Source organism: Pseudomonas zanjanensis, from assembly GCF_014268745.2.
Lineage (GTDB): Bacteria > Pseudomonadota > Gammaproteobacteria > Pseudomonadales > Pseudomonadaceae > Aquipseudomonas > Aquipseudomonas zanjanensis.
This window is the reverse complement of sequence record NZ_JABWRB020000002.1, coordinates 792,357-810,832: the sequence shown is the minus strand read 5'-3', so window position 1 is coordinate 810,832 and position 18,476 is coordinate 792,357. Positions and strand designations below refer to the sequence as shown.

Below are 18,476 nucleotides of genomic sequence, written 5' to 3'. Positions count from 1 at the left end.
GGTTTTAAGGTTTCCCTCTGCCGGGGAAACTGGTGCGGCCAAGGGTACTGCAAAGCGGTCGAAAAATGGGTGGGAAAAATCTGCTTCACACAGGTTTATGTCGGTATGGCGATAGCGCCGACAGCATTCAATTGTTAAAAGATAGGTTTTGCCTCCTCTACGAAAGGATCTCGAGCATGCCTGTCACCTTCACCCGCAGCGCCTTGATGCTGAGCCTGTTGCTCGGCTTCAGCCAGACACAAGCCTCCGAGGCCCCGAGTCCCAAGGCCCTGGCCACCCTTCAAGGCATTCCACATCCGGCAGTCATCGCCCACCGTGGTGCCTCGTTCGACGCGCCGGAATCCACCGCCGCCGCCTACAAGCTGGCCCGTGACCTGGGCGCCGATTACCTGGAGCTGGACCTGCAGCGCAGCAAAGACGGTGTGTTGTTCGTCCTGCATGACGACAGCCTGCTGCGCACCACGGATGTCGCGACCCAGTTTCCCGAACGCAAGGACAGCACCGCCAATGAATTCACCATGGCGGAACTCAAAACCCTCGATGCCGGCAGCTGGTTCAACACCGCCTACCCGGACCGCGCCCGTCCTTCGTTCGTCGGCCAGAAAATCCTCACCCTCGATGAAGTGATCAACATCGCCGAGGGCAACCCGCTGCATAAACCGGGGCTGTACATCGAAACCAAGGAGCCGAAGCTGTTCCCCGGCATCGAGCGCGACCTGAAGGACAAACTGCAGGACCGTGGTTGGCTGAGCCCCGCTGGGTCGAAATTGGCCAAAAGCGCCACCGGCGTCGGCCAGGGCAAGGGCAAAGTGGTGCTGCAGACCTTTGAAAAGAGCAGTCTCGAACTGTTGCACAAAGAGATGCCGAAGGTGCCGAAGATCCTGCTGCTGTGGGTGGGCGAAGGCAACATCGAACCCAAGTCCAAGGTGACGTTTGCCGAGTCCGGCGAAACGGACAAGGCCGTCTATTACGCCAAGCAGGAGCCCAAGGACAAGGCCGAGTTCGAACAATGGGTCCAGTACGCCAAGGCCCATGGCGCCATCGGCACCGGTCCTTCGGCGGCATTGACCCATGGCGGCAGCCAGAGCTATTCGGACCTGGTGCAACCGTGGATGAACCAGTACACCCACGACCAGGGTTTGCTGGTGCACGTCTACACCGTGGATGAGCCGGTGGACTTCAAGAAAGTGATGGAGGCCGGCGTCGATGGCATCTTCACCAACCGGGCCAGTGAGTTGCTCAAGTACTTCAAGCGTCCCGAGACAGGCAGCGTGGCGCAGCTATTGGAAAAGAATGGCTACTGAGTCGAACGACCTTTCCAGGGAACTTGCTTCAAGATTTTTCGAATTAAGGGTGAATTAAGTTGCCACAGATAATCTGAACCCACTTAAACGACTCACCCTTAATAACGACACCAAGGAAAGCACTCATGAAAATGTTGACTGCCCTGTTTACCGCTGCTGCCCTGACCCTCACTGCTGGCCTGGCCCAGGCGGATGTACGAATCGACCAGATTCCTCAACTGGTCAAGGACGGCAAGATCAAGCCTCTGGAAGAAATGAACGAAGCAGCCCTGAAGTTGCACCCAGGCGCGACCATCACCGACACCGACCTGGATAACCACTTCGACGGTTATGAATATGAAGTGGAACTGAAGACGGCCGACGGCAAAGAGTTTGACGTGGACTTCGACGCAACGACCGGCAAAGTCCTGTCCAACAAACAAGACACTTGATCCATCGGTTAAAGAAGAGCCGCGCAACTTTCGAGTTGCGCGGCTTTTTTATGTACGCCGTCTGTAAACCGCCGCCGATCCGACGACGCCGCGCAACTGTCACACAACCATCAAAAAACCCTGCAATGATGCCGCTCAAGTGAACCTGTGGCCGCTGCGACAGGCACTTCCCGCCAGCGAGCCTTCATGAACCACAGCATCGACCAAAGCCATCGCGATCCGGACCTGTTCGGCCTGCTTTACGGGTTTCGTTTCCGCCCCGGCGAGCGTGGCCGGGAAATCGATTCGGCCCAAGCCCTGCAAAGCCTGCAACAACCGCAGGATGCCGACGAATTCCTCTGGCTGCACCTGAACCTGGCCCACGCCGCCTGCGAGCGCTGGATGAAAAGCCACCTGGCCTTGCCCGAGGAATTCTTCGAAGCCCTGCACGAAGGCTCGCGATCGACCCGTATCGAACACGTGGACTCGGCACTGCTGGCGGTGGTGAACGATGTGGTGTTCAACCTCAGCAACCTGGTGTCCTCGGATGTCTCCACCTTGTGGGTGTGCGTACACAGTCGACTGATCATCAGTGCGCGCCTGCAACCCTTGCACTCGGTCGACAAGCTGCGCTCATCGGTCAAGGCCGGCGAGAGCTTTCGCTCGCCGCTGGAATTGCTGGTGCATCTGCTGCGCGACCAAGGCGAAGTGCTGACCCAGATCGTGCGCAAGACCAGCCTCAGCGTCGACCAGATCGAAGACCAACTGCTGTCTTCGCGCGTGTCCAACAACCGCGCCGAGCTGGGCAGCCAGCGCCGCGTGCTGGTACGCCTGCAACGCCTGCTGGCCCTGGAGCCGGGCTCGTTGCTGCGCCTGCTCAACCGCCCGCCGCAATGGTTGCAGAAGGAAGACGTCAAGGAGCTGCGCAAGTCGACCGAGGAGTTCGCCCTGATCATCAACGACCTCACCGCTCTGGGCGAACGGATCAAATTGCTGCAGGAAGAGATCGCCGCCAACCTCAACGAACAAAGCAACCGCACGCTGTTCACCTTGACGGTGGTCACGGTGCTAGCGTTGCCCATCAACATCATTGCCGGTTTCTTCGGCATGAACGTCGGCGGCGTGCCTCTGGCCGAAGATCCCGAGGGCTTCTGGATCCTGGTAGCACTGGTGGCGACCTTCACCGTGATTGCAGGCCGATGGGCCTTTCGCAAGCGTCGCGATTATTGAGGGTGATGCCCTGCTGGCTGCTCACTCCAGATTTTCATGAGCTTTTGTGGCGAGGGAGCTTGCTCCCGCTCGGCTGCGCAGCAGTCGTAAAATCTGCCAACCATCTTATGCCTGATGCACCGCGCTGAATGGCTTTGGGGCCGCTACGCAGCCCAGCGGGAGCAAGCTCCCTCGCCACAGGGGGCGGCTACTGCATCAGGAACATACGGTCAGGCACTCAACCGCGCCGTCACTTCATTCAACTGCCCCGACAACCCGTGCAAATCCCGACTGGCCGCTTCGGTGCGTTTTACGTTGTCGAGGTTGGTACTGGCAATGCAGGTGATTTCAGTCAGGTTGCGCGAAATATCCTCGGCCACCGAGGTCTGCTCTTCCGCAGCGGTGGCGATCTGACGGTTCATGTCGCGGATCGCTTCCACCGCCTGGGTGATGCGTTCCAGCATCGCGCCGGCCTGAGTCACCTGCTCGACACTTTCCTCACTGCGCGACTGGCCGCTTTCGATGGCCTGGGCCGCGTCCACCGCGCCTGTTTGAACCGTCTGGATGATCTGGTTGATCTCGATGATGGACGACGCCGTGCGCTGGGCCAGGCTGCGGACTTCATCGGCGACCACCGCAAAACCACGCCCGGCCTCACCCGCCCGTGCGGCTTCGATGGCAGCGTTGAGGGCCAGCAGGTTGGTCTGCTCGGCGATCCCGCGGATCACTTCCAGCACCTTGCCGATGCGTCCGCTGTCGGCTTCCAGGCGCCGGATCACCGTGGCGGTGTTGGCAATTTCGCCACGCATTTGAGTGATGGTGTGGATCGTGCCCTGCATCACTTTCTCGCCCTGCTGCGCCGAATGATCGGCATCATCGGCAGCCTGCGCCGCATCGGCGGCATGGCGGGCAACTTCCTGGGCGGTGGCCGACATCTCGTTCATCGCGGTCGCGACTTGATCGGTGCGTTCGAATTGCTCGCTGGTGCCTTGGCTCATCAGGCTGGCAATCGCATTGAGCTCACCGCTGGCGCTGTCCAGCTCCGTGGCACTGCGTTGCAAGCGTGTGAAGGTTTCAGCAAGGAAATCGCGCAGCGTATTGGCCGCCAGGGCCAGGTCGCCCAACTCATCCTGGCGCGTGCTCGTGACACGCTCGGCGAAACGCCCGCGGCTCAGTTGAGTCACGTACGCGATCAGGTTACGGATGGGCTGCACCAGGTTGCGGTTGACCAGCCACACACTCAACAACCCGACCAGCAGCCCTGAGGCGAGCATGATCACCGTACCCAGCATGATCGTGCGGTCGGCACCGGCACTGATCATTGCCGATTGCTCATCGCCCAGCTTATGCAGCTCAACCACCAACTCGCTCATCTGCTCACTGGCCGCGCGGTCCACACCCTTGACCGCGGCATCGCCCGCCGCCGCGTCGCCGCCCGCCGCCACAAACGCATCACGGCCCTTCTGGTAGGCCGCGCCCAACTGCGCATGCTCGCCCCGCAGACGCTCGATACGTGTCTTGATTTGCGCCGGGACACCTTCGTGGGTCGTCAACTGGCCAAGGATGCCCTGGACATCGCTCTGGCGTGCCTCGAATTGCTTCCAGTATTTATCCATGTCCGCTGGCTGCTTGCCGCGCAACAGGACGTTTTTCCACTCCTGGACCTGCACCTTGAATTGCAGGTTGGCCTCGTCGATCAATTGCGACGCACGCAACGGACCGTCGAGCAGTTGACGATAATTCTGGATGCCATCTGAAAGGAAGTGAAAGGACGCCAGGGCGATCAGCAACATGGCCAGCAGGCTGCCGCTGAGCAGGGCGAGAATCTGGGCTCTCAGGGATTTTTGTAGAAACATGGAGTCGATCTCTTCAAATAAAGAACCTCCATGTCCAGGGTCCACTGTTACAACGGAATGTGGAGGATATGTGCAAGTCATCGGCCTGTAGGGGGTGTTCTTGAGCGGTGGCGACCACCGGTATCGGGATCGTTCTTGCTGACTGGACATGACCTGTCCAGACAATCCCTTTTGTCGGCGCGATGGGATTTAAAAGTCTTTTTGTCATTTCTCCTGCTGTATCCTGCCCAAGCTTTGTAAAAGCGCGGATCTACCAGATCTATCCACAGACTTTGCGAGGAGCGCGAAATGCACGAGATCCCTAATCTCCCCTTCCCAAGCCTGCACGACACTGAGCAGACGACCACGCTACAAGCCGGAGGGCAACCTGACGCCCAGCAACCCGAGCCCAAGGAAGCCACTGAACGCCGCCAGGCCGACAGCGAAGACTGATTGACCCGCACCACCAGACCGTGTGGAAAGCGCTAAGATGCGCTTTCCACACTGCCTGAATCCCGAGCGCCCCATGACCGATGACACCCCTCCCTTCAGCGAAGCCCAGGCCAGCGTCCTGATCGGCACCGCCGAGAAAATGGTCGAGATCTGGACCCGCCTTCCCGCCGAGAAACAAGCGGCCCTGCTGGCCCGGTTTGGCAGCGAAGAAAACGCCATCGCCGCGCTGGTGACCACGCGCCTGGTCAGCGAACAGAACGACCGCTGAGCCACCATTGGGCAAATAGTTTTACTTTTCCCCGCCCGGACGCCACGGTCGCCGTTATCATAAGCAGCCTATCTATCCAGCTGCTCCGTGGACCTCTTCCCCATGTCAGATTCCCAGCGCCCCCTGGCGGTCACGCTGCAAGTCGTTTCCATCGTCCTGTTCACCTTCATCGGCTACCTGAATATCGGCATTCCCCTGGCCGTGCTGCCCGGTTTCGTCCACGGTGAGCTGGGTTTCGGCGCGGTGATCGCCGGGCTGGTGATCAGCGTGCAATACCTGGCCACCCTGCTCAGTCGTCCTTACGCGGGACGAATCATCGATAACCTGGGGAGCAAGCGCGCGGTGATGTTCGGCCTCGCCGGCTGCGGGCTGAGCGGTGTGTTCATGCTGGTGTCGGCCTGGACGCCCCACCTGCCAACGTTCAGCCTGATCAGCCTGCTGGTCGGTCGCCTGGTGCTGGGCAGCGCCGAAAGCCTGGTGGGGTCGGGTTCGATTGGCTGGGGCATCGGCCGGGTTGGCGCGGCCAATACCGCCAAGGTGATTTCCTGGAACGGTATCGCCAGTTACGGCGCGCTGGCGATCGGTGCTCCGTTGGGGGTGTGGCTGGTCAACGCGTTGGGGCTGTGGAGCATGGGCGTCAGCATCATCTTGCTGGGCCTGCTGGGACTGGCATTGGCCTGGCGCAAGACTGCTGCGCCGATTGTCTCTGGCGAACGCCTGCCGTTCATGCACGTGCTGGGGCGTGTGCTGCCACACGGCTGCGGTTTGGCCCTGGGTTCGATCGGGTTTGGCACCATCGCGACCTTCATCACCCTGTATTACGCCACTCAGCATTGGGATAACGCGGTGCTGTGCCTGAGCCTGTTCGGCGCCAGCTTCATCGGCGCGCGCCTGCTGTTCGGCAACCTGATCAACCGCCTGGGCGGCTTTCGCGTGGCGATTGCCTGCCTGTCGGTGGAAACCCTGGGACTCTTGCTGTTGTGGCTCGCACCGGATGCCCATTGGGCCCTGGCGGGCGCGGCGTTGAGCGGTTTCGGCTTTTCCCTGGTGTTTCCGGCGCTGGGCGTGGAAGCGGTCAACTTGGTGCCGGCTTCCAGCCGAGGGGCCGCGGTGGGCGCTTATTCACTGTTCATTGATCTGTCGCTGGGGATCACCGGGCCGCTGGCTGGTGCGATTGCCGCTGGCTTGGGCTTTGCCTCGATCTTTCTGTTCGCTGCCCTGGCGGCCCTGGGTGGGTTGGCCTTGAGCGTCTACTTGTACCGGCAGGCGCCTCGGTACCGTGAAGCGCGGGAGAAGAACTAGAAGTCCACCTTGCCGCGGCCGGCCTTGATCGATCCGCGCTTGGTCTTGGATTCCAGGCGACGCTTTTTCGACCCCAGGGTCGGCTTGGTCGGACGGCGCTTCTTTTCGACCTTGGTGGCGCCGAGGATCAGTTCGGTCAGGCGCTCCAGGGCATCGGCCCGGTTCTGTTCCTGCGTGCGGTATTGCTGGGCCTTGATGATCAACACACCGTCGCTGGTAATGCGACTGTCGCGCAGGGCCAGCAGTCGCTCCTTGTAGAACTCGGGGAGCGACGAGGCCGGAATGTCGAAGCGCAAATGCACGGCGCTGGAAACCTTGTTGACGTTCTGCCCCCCTGCCCCCTGGGCGCGGATGGCCGTCAGCTCGATCTCGGCGTCCGGGATGTACACGGTGTTGGAAATGACCAGCATGGAAAGTGTCCGGTGTCAGGCCCCACAGGATACCGCGAATCCCACAGACCTGTGGGAGCGAGCCTACTCGCGATAGCGCAGGCACAGTCGATACAGATCTCGCCTTTGATGGCCTCTTCGCGAGCAAGCCCGCTCCCACATTGGATCTACAGTGCTCGCAGAATGTGTGTTCACCGCCGAACCTTGTGGGAGCGGGCTTGCTCGCGAAGAGGCCGGTACATCCGGCATAGGTTTCACCTGCCAGACCACCATCGCGAGCAGGCTCGCTCCCACAGGGTTTCGTGCTTACTTGGCAGCCGCCACCGCCAGTTCATGCCGGGCACTGCGCTTGTTCTTGATCCAATAACACACGGCCATGAACACCACCCACACCGGAATCGCATAGACCGAGATCTGGATGCCGGGGATCAGCAACATCACGCCCAGGATGAACACCACGAACGCCAGGCAGATGTAGTTGCCGTACGGGTACCACAACGCCTTGAACAGCGGCGTCTGGCGGGTCTGGTTCATGTGCTGGCGGAACTTGAAGTGCGAGTAGCTGATCATCGCCCAGTTGATCACCAGGGTCGCGACCACCAACGACATCAACAACTCCAGCGCATGCTGCGGGACCAGGTAGTTCAACAGTACCGCCACCAGCGTGACCGCCGCCGACGCGAGGATCGAACGCACCGGCACGCCCCGCTTGTCGATCTTCGACAAGGCCTTGGGCGCATCGCCCTGCTCGGCCATGCCCAGCAACATGCGGCTGTTGCAGTAGGTGCCGCTGTTGTACACCGACAGCGCGGCGGTCAGCACCACGAAGTTGAGGATATGCGCAGCGGTGTTGCTGCCCAGCATCGAGAACACCTGCACGAACGGGCTGCCGCTGTAGGCATCGCCGGACGCGTTGAGGGTGCTCAGCAGGCTGTCCCAAGGGGTCAGGGACAACAGCACCACGAGCGCGCCGATGTAGAAAATCAGGATCCGGTAGATCACCTGGTTGATGGCCTTGGGGATCACGGTTTTCGGTTTGTCGGCCTCAGCGGCGGTGAAACCGAGCATTTCCAGGCCACCGAAGGAGAACATGATGATCGCCATGGCCATCACCAGCCCGCTCACGCCGTTGGGGAAGAACCCACCGTGGGACCACAGGTTGGTCACCGACGCCTGCGGGCCGCCATGGCCGCTGACCAGCAGATAGCTGCCCAGGGCAATCATGCCGACAATCGCCACGACCTTGATGATCGCAAACCAGAACTCGGCCTCGCCAAAGACTTTGACGTTGGCCAGGTTGATCGCATTGATCAGGACGAAAAACGCCGCCGCCGACACCCAGGTCGGAATCTCGGGCGCCCAGTAATGGATGTACTTGCCGACCGCGGTCAGCTCCGACATGCCCACCAGGATGTAGAGGATCCAGCAGTTCCAACCCGACAGGAACCCGGCGAAACCGCCCCAGTACTTGTGGGCGAAGTGGCTGAAGGAACCGGCCACCGGCTCTTCGACGATCATTTCGCCCAACTGGCGCATGATCATGAAGGCGATGAAGCCGCAGATGGCGTAGCCGAGGATCATCGACGGGCCGGCGGATTTCAGCACCCCCGCCGAGCCGAGGAACAGGCCGGTGCCGATCGCGCCACCGAGGGCGATCAGTTGAATATGGCGATTTTTCAGGCCGCGTTTCAGCTCGCCCGAATGCGTATTTTCTACAACGGTCATGCGTCACCTATTTGTTTTTATCTGTGACGAAATCGAACCCGACACGCTTATGGCGTGGCGGAGTGAACAAGGCGGATAACCTTGAAAGTGCGTGGGTACGCGAAGGGTCACAGTAAAACGCGGCGCATTGTACACTGCAGTCCCCCTGCTGCCAGACACCACCGGATCAGCGTCTACCCCCACACTTGAGGTCTGGCGCGCATCTGACCTTTCCCGCTGGCTTGAAACAAGCGCTGCGAAGTCTCAAAAAACCCGCCAAGCCGGCCCACTCGGCAGCTTTTTCTTACAGCCCTTCCGAACGCCGATACCGGTCAGTTCGAACGGCCAAAATCGTCAGCATTCCTTTACAGCGCGTAACGCAGGCTTTCCACGTAGGAATATTCTGTAGGCTGACTGCAAATTGACGGTAGGTAGCTACCTATTAAATAAATCACCCAGGCAGCTGTTTTTGAATGAGTAATTTCAACGCCAAAAATGGAACAAAAAGTTCAAAAGAAAAAAATAAAATTATTTTTTGCAATCCAAAAAACCCTCGACTAGGTTTTCAGCGACTTGCCAAGGCATCGTGCCGACAAGTTCTGCGGTGCCGGTTCTGTCGGGTATGACTCGCCGAATCGGCCCGCGTTTTCCGCAAAAGTCATCTAGGAGATTCACTATGCAAGCACTGGACAAAGACTTGGAAACCGAACTGCAACTGGACGAATGGTTTGAAGCGCCGACCCATGAGGCCGCCGTTGAAATGATGCAAGCCGACGCCGTGGTTCCGTTCGGCACGGCGATGTGGCCTCTGTAGGCACTGCCCGGCGGAGGCGATCCGGCCGGTCGACTCCGCCACTCTTGCCGGTTGTCAGGGACATTAAATGAACGTGTCAGGGAAGAATAAGCATGGACACACAACGAGCCATCTCACATTTCCTTTACTACCTCGAACACCATCCCGCCCTGGCTGGCATCCAGCCCGCCAAGGTGTTGCTCGGCCATACCGCTGACTACGAAGCACTGACCGGCGCCATTGCCGAACAGGTGGGCAGCGGCTCGCCGTTCCGGTTCAGCGCCATGCGCCTGGACCTCGAATCCACGGAGCGCCTGTCCAAGGCCATTGCCGACAGCGACCTGTATATTTTCTTCTACGACTCTTCCACCCTGCCCAATCCACGCCCCGACGGCCCGGACTTTGTTCGGGCATTGCAAGGCGTGATGGCCGACAACTGGAAGAAATCGCTGCTGTTCAAGGATTACGGCGATTATTTCTACGACACCTTCAGCGTGATTCCCCAACGTATCGCCGGGCTCAACAGTCACCTGATCCGGCGCATGTCCCAGGCGACAACCCTGAGCTTCCAGGATGACCACGGTTCGTATTTCGACACCGCCCTGGGCAGCGTGAAGAAGTGGACCGACATCAACGGCCTCGGCAACTACGACCTGGCCCCCGGCGAAATCGCCACCCACAGCGACACCATCAACGGCCAGGTGAAATTCGTCGGCACGTTCCTGAGCACCATCCCGTTCGCACGCAAGTACGGCGTGCTGCAATCGCCCCTGGAGTTGTGGATCGAAGACTCCACCATCCAGAAAATCGCCACCGACGTGCCGGGCCTGGAACACGACTTCAACAAATACCTGGACGCCAACCCGTCCAACCGCCGCATCGAAGAACTGGGGATCGGCACCAACGAAGGGGTCAAGAGCCTGTACGCCCGCAACGCCGGTTTCGAAGAGCGCCACTGCGGCCTGCATCTGGGACTGGGTGGCGGGGCCAAGGGCAGCCACCATTTGGATCTGATTTTCGAAAGCGGTGTGCTGGCGCTGGACAAAGAGCCGATGTTTGATGGGCGGTTTGTGCTTTAGGGGCAGCTTCAAGCTGCGAGCTTCAAGCGGCAAGAAAAGAGGGGGATAACCTTTCGACAGCGGTGGGATTGCAGGCCTCTTCGCGAGCAAGCCCGCTCCCACAGTTGATCTGCAGTGAATGAGAGAGGTGCGTTCGCCGCTATGCCACTGTGGGAGCGGGCTTGCTCGCGAAGACGGTTTCGAAGGCACTGCATCACTAAAGCCAGACAAAAAAAAACGCCAACCCAACGGTTGGCGTTTTTTCTTGCAGCTTGCAGCTAGAAACTCACCGCTGCCTCACTCCGGCTTACGACGCCCGAAACCCGGACGCTGTCCCGAACCTGCCGGGGCACCACGGCGCTTGCCCGATGGCGTGTCGCGGTCGGCCAGGATGATGCCCGGGCGCTTTTTCGGTGCCGGCTTGGCGGGACGCTTGGTGTCGGCCGGGCGATCGGCGACGGGCGTACCGCGACCCGCCGGTGCACCGCGACCTTCGCCGCGCTCAGTGCGACCATTGGCCGGACGCGGCGTGCGTGGGCCACGCTCGCCGTCCTGACGCGGTGCAGGCTTGCGGGCCGGGCGTTCGCCTTCGATCTGCGGCTCGCGCGAAGGACGCGGGCCGGTCGCCACGCCATCAGCAGCCGGGCGCAGCGTACGCACGCGCTCGGTCTTGCCCATCGGACGGGAGGATTTACGCTGCATCCGCTCCAGCTTGTCCTTGCTCTTGGCGGTCATCTGCGGCATTGCCACCGGCTTGAGGCCCACTTCGGCGGCCAGGATGTCGACTTCGTACTGGCTCATTTCGCGCCAGCGGCCCATCGGCAGGTCGGAATTGAGGAACACCGGACCGAAACGCACGCGCTTGAGGCGGCTGACCACCAACCCCTGGGATTCCCACAAACGCCGCACTTCACGGTTACGGCCTTCCATCACCACGCAGTGGTACCAATGGTTGAAGCCTTCACCGCCGGGCGCCTGCTTGATGTCGGTGAATCGCGCCGGGCCGTCTTCCAGCACAACGCCGGCCTTGAGGCGCTCGATCATCTCGTCGTCGACTTCACCCCGCACACGCACGGCGTATTCGCGGTCCATCTCGTAGGACGGGTGCATCAAGCGGTTGGCCAGTTCACCATCGGTGGTGAACATCAGCAAACCGGTGGTGTTGATGTCCAGGCGGCCGATGTTGATCCAGCGGCCTTCTTTCGGACGCGGCATCTTGTCGAACACGGTCGGGCGACCTTCCGGGTCGTCACGGGTGCAGATCTCGCCGTCGGGCTTGTTGTACATGATCACGCGGCGCACCGTTTCGGCGGCCTCTTCGCGCTTGATCACCTTGCCATCGATGGTGATGGCATCGTGCATATCAACCCGCAGGCCCAAGGTGGCATCTTTGCCGTTGACCTTGATCCGGCCTTGGGTGATCCAGGCTTCCACGTCACGGCGCGAACCGACGCCGATACGGGCGAGGACTTTTTGCAGCTTCTCGCCTGCTGGGCCGATTTCCTGGCTGTCGTTCTGGTCTTGGTCTTTCATTCTGGGCACCTCCCGGTGTGGTCGGGTCAGGCTTGGCCTGACGCTTTGAATACGGGTCTTTGGCGAAGGGATCGCCAAGGGGTCGCGAATCATACGCGCGTTGAAGCGATTGCGCATCAGAGACTAGCTGATCAACCAGCGCCCGGCGCTTTTTCCGCCGACCGGTGATGCCCGGCTTGGCGCTCATGATGCATTGCATCATCCATGTGGGAGCGGGCTTGCTCGCGAAGAGGGCGTGTCAGGTTAATCAGTGCCGACTGACCCGCCGCCTTCGCGAGCAAGCCCGCTCCCACAGGAGTTGTGGTGTGCCAGCAATGTCGGCGACACAAATCGGATCAATCGTCGAACTCGCGCCGTTCGTTCTCGATCGCTTCGGCCAACGCCCGGGCTTCGGCTTCTTCGTCGCTCAGTTCGGGTTCCGGCGGCTGGAGGGCGGCGACGGCGGCCAGGAGTTTTTCCCGGGCTTGGGCAACGCCGAGGGTATCTTCTTCCGCTTCCGCTTCTGCTTCTGGCTCCGGCGCCGCCGCGCTATCGGGCTCCGCCAGCTCATCCGAGTCGCCCTCAGGACCAGGACCTTCCCGCAGCAAGTCGTCGAAATCAGTCTTCAAGCCCTCCTCCATGGTGTCCAGCTCCAGCAACAACGAGTGGAAACTGGTCTCCTCCTTCGGCTCTTCGGGCTCGGCACTGGCGTCCGCCAGTTCCTGCAAGCCCTGGGGCACCGGGGCGTCGTCGAACTCCAGCATCGGTTCGGGTTCCAGTTCCCGCAATTCGGCCAGCGGCGGCAGGTCGTCCAGGTTCTTCAGGTTGAAGTGATCGAGGAAGGCCTTGGTGGTCGCAAACATCGCCGGTTTGCCAGGCACATCGCGATAACCGACGACGCGGATCCACTCGCGCTCCAGCAGCGTCTTGACGATGTTGCTATTGACTGCCACGCCCCGCACATCTTCGATCTCGCCCCGGGTGATCGGCTGGCGATAGGCGATGAGCGCCATGGTTTCGAGCAGCGCCCGGGAATAGCGCTGCGGCCGTTCCTCCCACAAGCGCCCCACCCACGGCGCGAACTTCTCGCGGATTTGCAGGCGGTACCCCGACGCCACTTCCTTGAGTTCGAAAGCCCGCCCCTCGCAGGACTTGCCCAACAGTGTCAGGGCTTTCTTGAACACGGCCGGCTCGGGCCGCTCGCCCTCTTCGAAGAGTTCGAACAGGCGTTCCATCGATTGCGGCTTTCCCGAGGCCAACAGGAAAGCTTCAAGCAAGGGGGCCAGCTCGCGGGGTTCAGTCAGATTCATTGATTTGCTCGTTATTCGGCTCGTGCCCGCACGTGGATCGCTGCGAACGGCTCATTCTGCACCAGCTCGACCAAGGATTCCTTGACCAATTCCAGGACCGCCATAAACGTCACCACCACCCCCAACCGCCCTTCCTCGGCGGTGAACAGCTCGACGAACGGCACGAAGCCGCCGCCCTTGAGTCGCTCCAGCACATCACTCATGCGCTCGCGGGTGGACAGCGCTTCGCGGCTGACCTGATGACTTTCAAACATATCGCCCCGGCGCAGGACCTCGGCCATGGACATCAGCAACTCTTCCAGGCTCACGTCCGGCAGCAACTTGCGCGCCCGCGCTTCGGGCGCATCGAGCTTGGGCACCACCACATCGCGCCCCACCCGGCTCAAACCGTCGATGCCTTCGGCGGCGGCCTTGAAGCGTTCGTATTCCTGCAAGCGGCGGATCAGCTCGGCTCGCGGGTCGTCTTCTTCCTCTTCTACCTCTGCCGAGCGCGGCAGCAGCATCCGCGACTTGATCTCGGCGAGCATGGCCGCCATCACCAGGTACTCGGCCGCCAGCTCCAGGCGCACCGACTGCATCAACTCGACGTAGCCCATGTACTGGCGGGTGATTTCCGCCACGGGGATGTCGAGGATGTTGATGTTCTGTTTGCGGATCAGGTACAGCAGCAGGTCGAGCGGGCCCTCGAAGGCTTCGAGGAACACCTCCAGCGCATCCGGCGGAATGTACAGGTCCAGGGGCATTTCCATGACCGCCTGGCCATAGACCATGGCGAACGGCAACTCCTGCTGCGCGCCGGCCTGGCTGTCGACATTGTCCACGGCGGTTTCCACGACGGACATTCAGGCCTCGACCATGAACGGCGTCGGATCGCCGCAACCGACGCGCACCACCTGGGGCTCGCCATCGGCCAGGTTGATCACCGTGGACGCCGACATGCCGCCGAAACCACCGTCGATGATCAGGTCCACCTGATGCTCGAGTATCTGGCGCATCTCATAGGGATCGTTCAACGGCTCGGTCTCGCCAGGCATGATCAGCGTTACGCTCATCAGCGGCTCACCCAGTTCCGCCAGCAGCGCCAGGGCGATGGGATGGCTCGGCACCCGCAGGCCGATGGTGCGCTTTTTCGGATGCAGCAACAGCCGCGGGACTTCCCGCGTGGCATTGAGGATGAAGGTGTACGGCCCCGGCAAATGCGCCTTGAGCAGGCGGAAGGTGCCGGTATCGATCTTGGCGAACAGGCCCAACTGCGACAGGTCGCTGCAGATGAGCGCGAAATTGTGCTTGTCGTCCAGTTGACGCAGGCGTCTGACACGCTCCACGGCATTCTTGTCGCCGATCTGGCAACCGATGGCGTAGGACGAGTCGGTGGGATAGACCACCACGCCACCGCCACGAATGATTTCCACGGCCTGTTTGATCAGGCGCGCTTGCGGGTTTTCCGGATGAATCTGGAAAAATTGACTCACGTGTTCTACCTGTTCAGACGGCGGCGATAACGGGATCATGTTTGAATCTACACCAGAGTGGTGGCAGATCTTCCGGCAACGGGCGGTATTCGCCGATCTCGGACCAGCCCCCAGGGCCATGGAAATCACTGCCGGCGGTGACCAGCAGGCCGAACTCACGGGCCAGGATCGCCAGGCTGCCGACCTGTTCGGCAGGCTGATGGCCGTTGACCACCTCGATGGCATGGCCCCCCGCTTGAATATAGTCGGCAACCAGGCGTCGGCGCTTGCTGCGGGTGAAATCATAGTGCCATGGATGCGCCAGGCTGACCCAGGCACCCGCTGCCCGCAGGGTCTGGACGGTGTCTTCCAGGGTCGGCCAATGCTGCTTGACGTCCCCCAGCTTGCCGGCCCCCAACCATTTGCGGAACGCTTCGGCGCGGTCCTTGACGAACCCTTCGCGCACCATCCAGTCGGCAAAGTGTGGCCGGGCCGGTGCGTTGCCGCTGTCGCCCAGTTCCTGCTGGATCTGCCGGGCGCCGTCTAGCGCCCCAGGCATGCCCTTGAGGGCCAGCTTGCGGCTGATCTCTTCGGACCGCAGCCAGCGCCCGTCGTGCAGTTGTGCGATGGCCTGGACCAGCGCCGGCGCATTCACATCGAAACCGTAGCCCAGTACATGGATGGTCGCCCCGCCCCAGGTACAGGACAACTCCACCCCGTTGACCAGCTGCATGCCCAGCGCCGTGGCGGCGCCACGGGCCTCGTCGAGGCCTTCGAGGGTGTCGTGATCGGTCAGGGCCAGGACTCGCACGCCGTGCTCGAACGCCCGCGCCACCAGAACCGCAGGCGCCAGGGCACCATCGGAGGCCGTGCTATGGCAGTGCAAATCAACATTCACGAGAGTTTGTTACCTCAAATCAGCTGGCCCTATCGCGGCCAAGGATGTTTGTTATTATGCCGCCACATCCTGCTTCTGGCTGCCACTGTGAAACAATTCATCGATTTCATCCCGCTCCTGCTGTTCTTCATCGTCTACAAACTCGATCCCCGCACCGTCGACTTCGCCGGTCACTCCTTGACTGTAGGTGGTATCTACAGCGCCACCGCAGTCCTGATCATCAGTTCCCTGGTGGTCTACGGCGCGCTGTTCGTGTCCCAGCGCAAGCTGGAGAAGAGCCAGTGGCTGACCCTGATCGCCTGCCTGGTATTCGGCAGCCTGACCCTGGCGTTTCACAGCGAAACCTTCCTCAAATGGAAGGCTCCGGTGGTCAACTGGCTGTTCGCCCTCGCGTTCATTGGCAGCCATTTCATCGGTGACCGCCTGCTGATCAAGCGCATCATGGGCCATGCCATCAACCTGCCGGACCTGATCTGGACCCGGTTGAACATCGCCTGGATCGCGTTTTTCCTGTTCTGCGGCGCCGCCAACCTGTTCGTTGCGTTCACGTTCCAGGAGTACTGGGTCGACTTCAAGGTCTTCGGCAGCCTGGGCATGACGCTGCTGTTCCTGATTGGCCAGGGCATCTACCTGTCCCGTCACCTGCACGAAGCCGACCCCACCACGCCCAAAACCGAGGACTGACATGCTCTACGCAATCATTGCCACCGACGTCGCCGACTCCCTGGAAAAACGCCTGGCCGTGCGCCCGGCCCACCTGGAGCGCCTGCAACAGCTCAAGGCCGAAGGTCGCATCGTGCTGGCCGGCCCGCACCCGGCGGTGGACAGCAATGACCCGGGCGCCGCGGGTTTCACCGGCAGCCTGATCGTGGCCGAATTCGACTCCCTGGCCGCCGCGCAAGCCTGGGCCAAGGCCGATCCGTTCGTGACGGCCGGCGTCTATGCCGAGGTCGTGGTCAAGCCGTTCAAGCAAGTCCTGCCGTAAATCCCCAGGGCGATGAGCCTGCGCGGCTCATTGCCCTGTTGCTCATCTTTCTCGTTCGCCTGCCGACAACCTGTCTAGGCTTTGTACGAAAAGTGCCTGCGCGACGATCATGCTGCGTTGAAAACAGACTCGGAATGCTCATTTACTAAAGTAAACTCCGCTTCCTCGCCTGTTTTCGCCTTGCCTGATCGCCGCTCGGCGACTTTTCGTACAAACCCTATCTCGATTGGAATTCAGGAGTTGCAATGCGCAAAGGTCCGTTGTGCCTGTTGTTGGTCTCGTTGGCGATCGGGGCGCCCGCCCATGGCGAGGAAAGCACCGAGGGCAGTCATTCGGCGCCCTTGTCCCTGAGCGCTGGCGGCCAGATCGCCGAATTGCAGCAACGCTTGAAAGACAGCGAGCGCATGCGTGAAGCACTCACCCAGCAACTCCAAAACACCAACGGCGAACGCGAAAGCGCGCTGGTGGGGCGGCTGCGCCAGGAGAACCAGCGCCTGAAACTGCAACTCAAGGAAGCCCAGGCCAGCCCCCTGCCGCGCCTGTTGACCGATCAACAGCAATGGTTCGTCATTGGTGCCGGGGTAGCGCTATTGGCCTTGCTCTGCGGTATCTTTGCCAGCGGTGGACGTAGACAACGTCGGCAATGGCTAAATTGAGTGAGTCATGAGCGAGCTGTTACTGATAGATGATGACCAGGAGCTGTGTGAGCTCCTCGTAAGCTGGCTGAGCCAGGAAGGGTTTCAGGTCCGCGCCTGTCACGATGGCCAGAGTGCCCGCAAGGCCTTGGCCGAAACCGCCCCGGCTGCCGTGGTCCTGGACGTGATGCTGCCCGATGGCAGTGGCCTGGAACTGCTCAAGCAATTGCGCAACGATCACGCGGAGCTGCCGGTGCTGATGCTGTCGGCCCGGGGTGAACCGCTGGACCGTATCCTGGGCCTGGAACTGGGGGCCGACGACTATCTGGCCAAGCCCTGCGACCCACGGGAACTGACCGCCCGCCTGCGCGCCGTGCTGCGCCGCAGCCATCCGACGGCCGTGTCCAGCCAGATCGAACTGGGTGACCTGACCTTCAGCCCGGTGCGTGGCGTGGTCAGCATCGACGAACAGGAACAGACCCTCACCGTGTCCGAAAGCCGCCTGCTCGAAGCGCTGCTCAAGCAGCCGGGCGAGCCGCTGGACAAGCAGGAACTGGCGCAGATCGCCCTGGGCCGCAAGCTGACCCTGTACGACCGCAGCCTCGACATGCACGTGAGCAACCTGCGCAAGAAAATCGGCCCCCACCCCGACGGCCGCCCGCGCATCGTGGCGCTGCGTAGCCGGGGTTACTACTACAGCCTCTAGATGTTGTCGCTGCGATTACAGCCAGAGGTTGTGGCGGCTATCACAGCCTCTGGAGACTTTTGTGGCGAGGGAGCTTGCTCCCGCTGGGCTACGAAGTAGCCCCAAGATTCTGCGGTTGCTGCGCAACCGAGCGGGAGCAAGCTCCCTCGCCACAAAAGCCCCCTCACCACAGCAAGTACCCCCCATCACAGGGCTTTGTGTTCGGGCCTGCAGATTTGTCAGGTTCGCACCAAACCGTCTTTACCCAAGCTTTA

20 protein-coding genes are annotated in these 18,476 nt (G+C 61.2%); 12 read left to right on the top strand and 8 right to left on the bottom strand.

The window, feature by feature from the left end; genetic code table 11:
* The first annotated feature begins 176 nt into the window (after positions 1-176).
* The 3 genes from HU715_RS19405 (at position 177) to HU715_RS19395 (ending at position 2,944) form a co-directional block, all read left to right on the top strand.
* Positions 177-1,304, top strand: a complete 1,128-nt coding sequence (locus tag HU715_RS19405) for a glycerophosphodiester phosphodiesterase (protein WP_186706280.1) — start codon at positions 177-179, stop codon at positions 1,302-1,304.
* Positions 1,305-1,429: 125 nt separating this feature from the next.
* Positions 1,430-1,735, top strand: a complete 306-nt coding sequence (locus HU715_RS19400; RefSeq protein ID WP_186706281.1) for a PepSY domain-containing protein — start codon at positions 1,430-1,432, stop codon at positions 1,733-1,735.
* Between the two features lie 186 nt (positions 1,736-1,921).
* Entirely contained in the window at positions 1,922-2,944 is a 1,023-nt protein-coding gene (locus HU715_RS19395) for a transporter (RefSeq protein WP_186706282.1), read from the top strand.
* Positions 2,945-3,153: 209 nt separating this feature from the next.
* On the opposite strand, the gene HU715_RS19390 is transcribed toward HU715_RS19395, so the two are convergent.
* Positions 3,154-4,779, bottom strand: a complete 1,626-nt coding sequence (locus HU715_RS19390) for a methyl-accepting chemotaxis protein (RefSeq protein ID WP_186706283.1) — start codon at positions 4,777-4,779, stop codon at positions 3,154-3,156.
* A gap of 288 nt (positions 4,780-5,067) precedes the next feature.
* Here HU715_RS19390 and HU715_RS19385 point away from each other — a divergent pair, with 288 nt between their 5' ends.
* The 3 genes from HU715_RS19385 to HU715_RS19375 all read left to right on the top strand — a co-directional run bounded on the left by HU715_RS19385 (position 5,068) and on the right by HU715_RS19375 (position 6,781).
* Positions 5,068-5,211 carry a hypothetical protein gene (locus HU715_RS19385; RefSeq protein ID WP_162893862.1) on the top strand — a complete coding sequence of 48 codons (144 nt, stop codon included), beginning with the start codon at positions 5,068-5,070 and terminating at the stop codon, positions 5,209-5,211.
* Positions 5,212-5,248: 37 nt separating this feature from the next.
* Positions 5,249-5,479, top strand: a complete 231-nt coding sequence (locus HU715_RS19380; RefSeq protein WP_186706284.1) for a hypothetical protein — start codon at positions 5,249-5,251, stop codon at positions 5,477-5,479.
* Positions 5,480-5,581: 102 nt separating this feature from the next.
* Complete coding sequence (locus tag HU715_RS19375; RefSeq protein WP_186706285.1) at positions 5,582-6,781, top strand: MFS transporter; 1,200 nt, start codon at positions 5,582-5,584, stop codon at positions 6,779-6,781.
* Here HU715_RS19375 and arfB read toward each other — a convergent pair.
* Positions 6,778-7,191, bottom strand: coding sequence for an alternative ribosome rescue aminoacyl-tRNA hydrolase ArfB (gene arfB, locus HU715_RS19370; protein WP_186706286.1), 414 nt, complete (start codon positions 7,189-7,191; stop codon positions 6,778-6,780). The two genes, HU715_RS19375 and arfB, sit on opposite strands and share 4 nt — an antisense overlap.
* Positions 7,192-7,476: 285 nt before the next feature.
* On the bottom strand, positions 7,477-8,895 hold the full coding sequence (locus HU715_RS19365) for an amino acid permease (RefSeq protein ID WP_186706287.1): 1,419 nt from the start codon (positions 8,893-8,895) through the stop codon (positions 7,477-7,479).
* Positions 8,896-9,550: 655 nt separating this feature from the next.
* Here HU715_RS19365 and HU715_RS19360 point away from each other — a divergent pair.
* Both HU715_RS19360 and HU715_RS19355 read left to right on the top strand, forming a co-directional pair.
* Positions 9,551-9,688, top strand: coding sequence for a hypothetical protein (locus HU715_RS19360; protein WP_003178782.1), 138 nt, complete (start codon positions 9,551-9,553; stop codon positions 9,686-9,688).
* A 92-nt stretch (positions 9,689-9,780) separates the two neighbouring features.
* On the top strand, positions 9,781-10,746 hold the full coding sequence (locus HU715_RS19355; RefSeq protein WP_186706288.1) for a M29 family metallopeptidase: 966 nt from the start codon (positions 9,781-9,783) through the stop codon (positions 10,744-10,746).
* 276 nt (positions 10,747-11,022) lie between these two features.
* On the opposite strand, the gene rluB is transcribed toward HU715_RS19355, so the two are convergent.
* The 5 genes from rluB to HU715_RS19330 all read right to left on the bottom strand — a co-directional run bounded on the left by rluB (position 11,023) and on the right by HU715_RS19330 (position 15,896).
* Positions 11,023-12,258 (bottom strand): 23S rRNA pseudouridine(2605) synthase RluB, encoded by a 1,236-nt coding sequence (rluB, locus tag HU715_RS19350; protein ID WP_186706289.1) that lies wholly within the window; start codon positions 12,256-12,258, stop codon positions 11,023-11,025.
* A gap of 335 nt (positions 12,259-12,593) precedes the next feature.
* Positions 12,594-13,547 carry an SMC-Scp complex subunit ScpB gene (gene scpB / locus HU715_RS19345; RefSeq protein WP_186706290.1) on the bottom strand — a complete coding sequence of 318 codons (954 nt, stop codon included), beginning with the start codon at positions 13,545-13,547 and terminating at the stop codon, positions 12,594-12,596.
* 11 nt (positions 13,548-13,558) lie between these two features.
* A complete protein-coding gene (locus HU715_RS19340) occupies positions 13,559-14,389 on the bottom strand; it encodes a segregation and condensation protein A (protein WP_496198644.1) in 831 nt (276 codons plus the stop codon).
* Positions 14,390-15,019 carry an L-threonylcarbamoyladenylate synthase gene (locus tag HU715_RS19335; RefSeq protein WP_186706291.1) on the bottom strand — a complete coding sequence of 210 codons (630 nt, stop codon included), beginning with the start codon at positions 15,017-15,019 and terminating at the stop codon, positions 14,390-14,392.
* Positions 15,020-15,032: 13 nt separating this feature from the next.
* On the bottom strand, positions 15,033-15,896 hold the full coding sequence (locus HU715_RS19330) for a PHP domain-containing protein (RefSeq protein WP_186706292.1): 864 nt from the start codon (positions 15,894-15,896) through the stop codon (positions 15,033-15,035).
* Between the two features lie 87 nt (positions 15,897-15,983).
* Between HU715_RS19330 and HU715_RS19325 the strand changes: the two genes are divergently transcribed.
* From HU715_RS19325 to HU715_RS19310, 4 genes are all read left to right on the top strand, one after another.
* The gene (locus HU715_RS19325; protein ID WP_186706293.1) at positions 15,984-16,580 is read left to right on the top strand and encodes a septation protein A; all 597 of its coding nucleotides are present in this window, start codon (positions 15,984-15,986) and stop codon (positions 16,578-16,580) included.
* Between the two features lies 1 nt (position 16,581).
* The gene (locus tag HU715_RS19320) at positions 16,582-16,881 is read left to right on the top strand and encodes a YciI family protein (RefSeq protein ID WP_186706294.1); all 300 of its coding nucleotides are present in this window, start codon (positions 16,582-16,584) and stop codon (positions 16,879-16,881) included.
* Positions 16,882-17,126: 245 nt separating this feature from the next.
* A complete protein-coding gene (locus HU715_RS19315) occupies positions 17,127-17,537 on the top strand; it encodes an SH3 domain-containing protein (protein ID WP_186706295.1) in 411 nt (136 codons plus the stop codon).
* A 7-nt stretch (positions 17,538-17,544) separates the two neighbouring features.
* On the top strand, positions 17,545-18,222 hold the full coding sequence (locus tag HU715_RS19310; protein ID WP_186706296.1) for a response regulator transcription factor: 678 nt from the start codon (positions 17,545-17,547) through the stop codon (positions 18,220-18,222).
* Positions 18,223-18,476 lie beyond the last annotated feature (254 nt).